Raw genomic sequence first — 3705 nt, forward strand, 5'->3', positions numbered from 1 at the left:
ACCTCGCGCGAGGTTGCTGGGCCGCCGTCAGGTAGCAAGTGAGGTTTCGTTCAGATGGTCGAGATGATTCCGCGTTCGGTCAGGCGGGAGGCCAAGCCGGCACCGTCGGGGGCATAGATCCACGGCACACCTTGGCCGCGACCGTGACGCTTCGACCGTCCACCGGCCCACACGGCCTCACCGACGGTGAGCTGCCGGATCGCGACGGCAGCGACGTTCTTCGGATGGTTCTCAACGAACTCCCCGTAGATCTCCTCATCGTTCTGTCCGTCGTCGCCGATGAGCAGCCACTTCATCCACGGGAACTCCCTGGCCAGACGTTCCAGCGAATTGCGTTTGTGCTCCTTGCCCGACCGGAACACCCGGGTCGTCGTCGGCCCCCAGTCGGTGAGAAGCAGCGGACCCATCGGATAGAGATTGCGGGAGAGGAAGCGCTTGAGCGTCAGCGCCGAATTCCATGCACCTGTCGACAGGTAGACCATCGGAGTGTCCGGCCGCATGAAGGTGATCCGGTCATAGAGCACGGCCATTCCCGCCACCGGGGACCTCGCATGCTCGCTGAGGACGAAGGTGTTCCACGCGGCGAGGAAGGGACGCGGCAGAGAGGTGACCATGACCGTGTCGTCGATATCGGAGATGATGCCGAAGGTCGAGTCCTCGCCGATGATGCGCACGGCCGCGGAATCGACGAGCGAACCGTCGGTCCACAGTTCGATCTCCGTCTCCCCCGGTTCGAAGTCTCCGGGGATGACGGTGTCGATGATGCCTCCGCGATCGGAGGTGACCATATGCTCTTCGTCATTGACGCGCACCCAGGCGGTGTCATTGGGCAGAGGCACGCTGACGAACGACTTCCAGCCGCGGATGCTCGCGTGGACGTCGGCGGCCGGCTGTCCGTTCGGGGTGAGCACCAGGCGTCCGAGCACCCGCACCCACCCCGTCCCGCCGTATGTGTCGTAGGCGATGACGGTGCGATGGTAGGCGTGATCGGTGGCCCGATTCTGGATCCAGCCGTTGAACCGGTCCTCCACCCGCGCAGCGGTGTGGAGCATGTCCGGTGTGAGGTTGAGCGGTCCGTCCTCGGGTTTCTTCTTCGCCACGATCAGATGAAGCCGATCTTGTCGTAGACCTCGCGCAGTGTCGCCTCGGCGATGGCGCTGGCCTTCTCCGCTCCGCGGTCGAGGATCGTCTGCAGCTGCGCTCGGTCTTCGAGGAGTTCCACCGTACGCTCCCGCACCGGTGTCAGGGTCTCCACTGCCACCTCGGCGAGGTCGACCTTGAGGTGACCGTACATCTTCCCTGCGTACTCGGCGACGATGTCGTCGACCGGGCGCGCGGTCAGGGATGAGTAGATCGTCAGCAGGTTCGACACTCCCGGCTTGTTCTCCGGGTCGAAGGCGATCTCGGTTCCGTCATCGGTCACCGCGGACTTGATCTTCTTCGTCAGTGCCTTCGCGTCGTCGAGGATGTCGATGCGGCCCTGCGGGCTGGGCTGGGACTTCGACATCTTCGCGCCCGGATTCTGCAGGTCGTAGATCTTCGCGGTCGCCTTGAGGATCTGCGCCTCGGGGACGGTGAAGGTCTTGCCGAAACGATAGTTGAATCGTTCGGCGAGGTTGCGGGTCAGTTCGAGGTGCTGGCGCTGGTCCTCACCGACAGGAACGAGCTGCGGGTTGTACAGGAGGATGTCGGCAGCCATCAGCGCCGGGTAGGTGAGCAGCCCCAGGGACACGTGATCCTGCTTCGCGGACTTGTCCTTGAACTGGGTCATCCGGCTCGCCTCGCCCATCGAAGTGGTGCACTCGAGCACCCAGGACAGCTGCGGATGGGCAGGCACTTGGGACTGGACGAAGATCGTCGACTTCTCCGGGTCGAGACCGGCGGCGAGGAACTGCGCGGCCGTGCGCAGCGTGCGCTCCCGTAGCTCTGCCGGATCCTGCTCGACGGTGATCGCGTGCATATTCGCGATGAAGTAGAAGGCATCGTGCGACTCCTGGTGAGTCACGAACTGCTGCAGGGCCCCGATGTAGTTGCCGAGATGAAGGGAATCGGAGGTGGCTTGGATACCTGAGACAGTGCGCGGCTGTGAAGAGTTCGTCATAGTCCTATGATGCCATCTCACCTGCCGGGGACCGATCAGGCCTCCGGTCTGGTGTCGGGGATCATGCTGACGTCCGGGCCAGTGGGCTCGGGACCGGCCCGCAGGCTCCGTCGACGAGCAGTTCTCGGGGAGCCGCCTCGGCGAGATCTGCCTGCGGGCCGGCGAATACGGCTCGGTCAGGCTTTGAGCGCCGGGAGGTCGTAGTCGATGACCAACGGGGCGTGGTCCGACCACCGTTCGGCCCAGCTGTCGGCCTTGTCCACGGTCGCTTTGACCGCGGTATCGGCGAGGGCAGGAGTGGCCATCTGGTAGTCGATGCGCCATCCGGTGTCATTGTCGAAGGCCTGACCGCGCATCGACCACCAGGTGTAGGGTCCGTCGACGTCGCCGCTGAGTGTGCGGTGGACGTCGACATATCCGATCTCACCGAAGAACCTGTCGAAGTAAGCGCGTTCCTCCGGCAGGAATCCCGACTTCTTCCGGTTGGCCTTCCAGTTCTTCAGATCACGCTCGGTGTGGCAGACATTGAGGTCGCCGGTGATGAGCACATGGTCCGCCGTCTCGGCCAGCTGCGGCATACGTTCGATCATCCGGTCGAGGAACCGGTACTTGTCGTCCTGTTTGGGAGTGTCGGCCTCACCCGAATGGACGTAGGCGGACACGAGGGTGAGAAGCGAACCGTCACCGAGGCGGAAGTCCGTCTCCACCCATCGACCGGCTCGATCGAAGTACCCGTCGTCGCCGAGTCCTTCACGCACCGCCTCGGGTTCGGTGCGGGCCATCACGGCTACGCCGGCTCGGCCCTTGGCCTCGGCATCATGGCTGATCGTGGTGTAGCCCGTGTCGGCGAGGACGCTGTGCGCAATATCGTTCGCGGCGCGCACCTCTTGAAGGGTGATGAAGTCCGGTTTCGCGGCATCGACCCAGGTGGGCATCCCCTTTCGCCATGCTGCGCGGACTCCGTTGACGTTGACTGAAGCAATCCGAATCATGTGATCTATGATGGCATGGAGCGCACTGTTCTTCGGGGACAGGGCGTTATAGAGTGAGGCTAAGCACGAACACTTCAGGAGGCGCAATGGCCGTTGACGACACTATCGATACCGAGCAGCTGAGCATCAGTCCGCTCGATGAGGTCGACGCCCGCGAGATGCGCGAATTCCTGCTCGATGCCCAGGCGAACTTCTGGGGAGACCGCGACCTCAGCGGTGACCACGATGCCTACTGGTTCCATCAGTTCGTGACCTCAGGGCTTGTCGCCCGCTACCGCTCGGAGATCGTCGGCTACCTGCTCGGCGTCATTCCCCATGACGGCCCTGCCTACATCCACCTGGTGGCGGCGCGTTCGGATTTCCGTCACCAGGGAATCGGCCGTCACCTCTACCAGCACTTCATCGACCATTCGCGTCAGCTCGGGGTCTCCTCTGTGCAGGCGACGACGAAACCGGAATCGTCGGGGGCGATCTCCTTCCACTCCTCCATGGGCTTCAGCGGTGAACTCATCGAGGACTATGCCGGCCCGGGCAACCCCCGCGTCTTCTTCGAACTCAAGTTCTCCGAGGACTGATCACCCCGCAACGACCTCCCAGAACTACCTGACGGCG

The 3705-nt window shown here is 63.5% G+C and carries 4 protein-coding genes; 1 reads left to right on the plus strand and 3 read right to left on the minus strand.

The features are described 5' to 3' along the window. Positions 1-50 precede the first annotated feature (50 nt). The 3 genes from AD89_RS0117395 to AD89_RS0117405 form a co-directional block, all read right to left on the minus strand. Positions 51-1100, minus strand: coding sequence for an App1 family protein (locus AD89_RS0117395; protein ID WP_025780904.1), 1050 nt, complete (start codon positions 1098-1100; stop codon positions 51-53). A gap of 2 nt (positions 1101-1102) precedes the next feature. Then, a complete protein-coding gene (trpS, locus tag AD89_RS0117400) occupies positions 1103-2101 on the minus strand; it encodes a tryptophan--tRNA ligase (protein WP_025780906.1) in 999 nt (332 codons plus the stop codon). Positions 2102-2277: 176 nt separating this feature from the next. Continuing rightward, positions 2278-3093, minus strand: a complete 816-nt coding sequence (locus tag AD89_RS0117405) for an exodeoxyribonuclease III (RefSeq protein ID WP_035321462.1) — start codon at positions 3091-3093, stop codon at positions 2278-2280. A gap of 86 nt (positions 3094-3179) precedes the next feature. Between AD89_RS0117405 and AD89_RS0117410 the strand changes: the two genes are divergently transcribed. After that, the gene (locus tag AD89_RS0117410) at positions 3180-3668 is read left to right on the plus strand and encodes a GNAT family N-acetyltransferase (protein WP_025780910.1); all 489 of its coding nucleotides are present in this window, start codon (positions 3180-3182) and stop codon (positions 3666-3668) included. Positions 3669-3705 lie beyond the last annotated feature (37 nt).

The organism is Brevibacterium sp. VCM10, assembly GCF_000583215.1.
Lineage (GTDB): Bacteria > Actinomycetota > Actinomycetes > Actinomycetales > Brevibacteriaceae > Brevibacterium > Brevibacterium linens.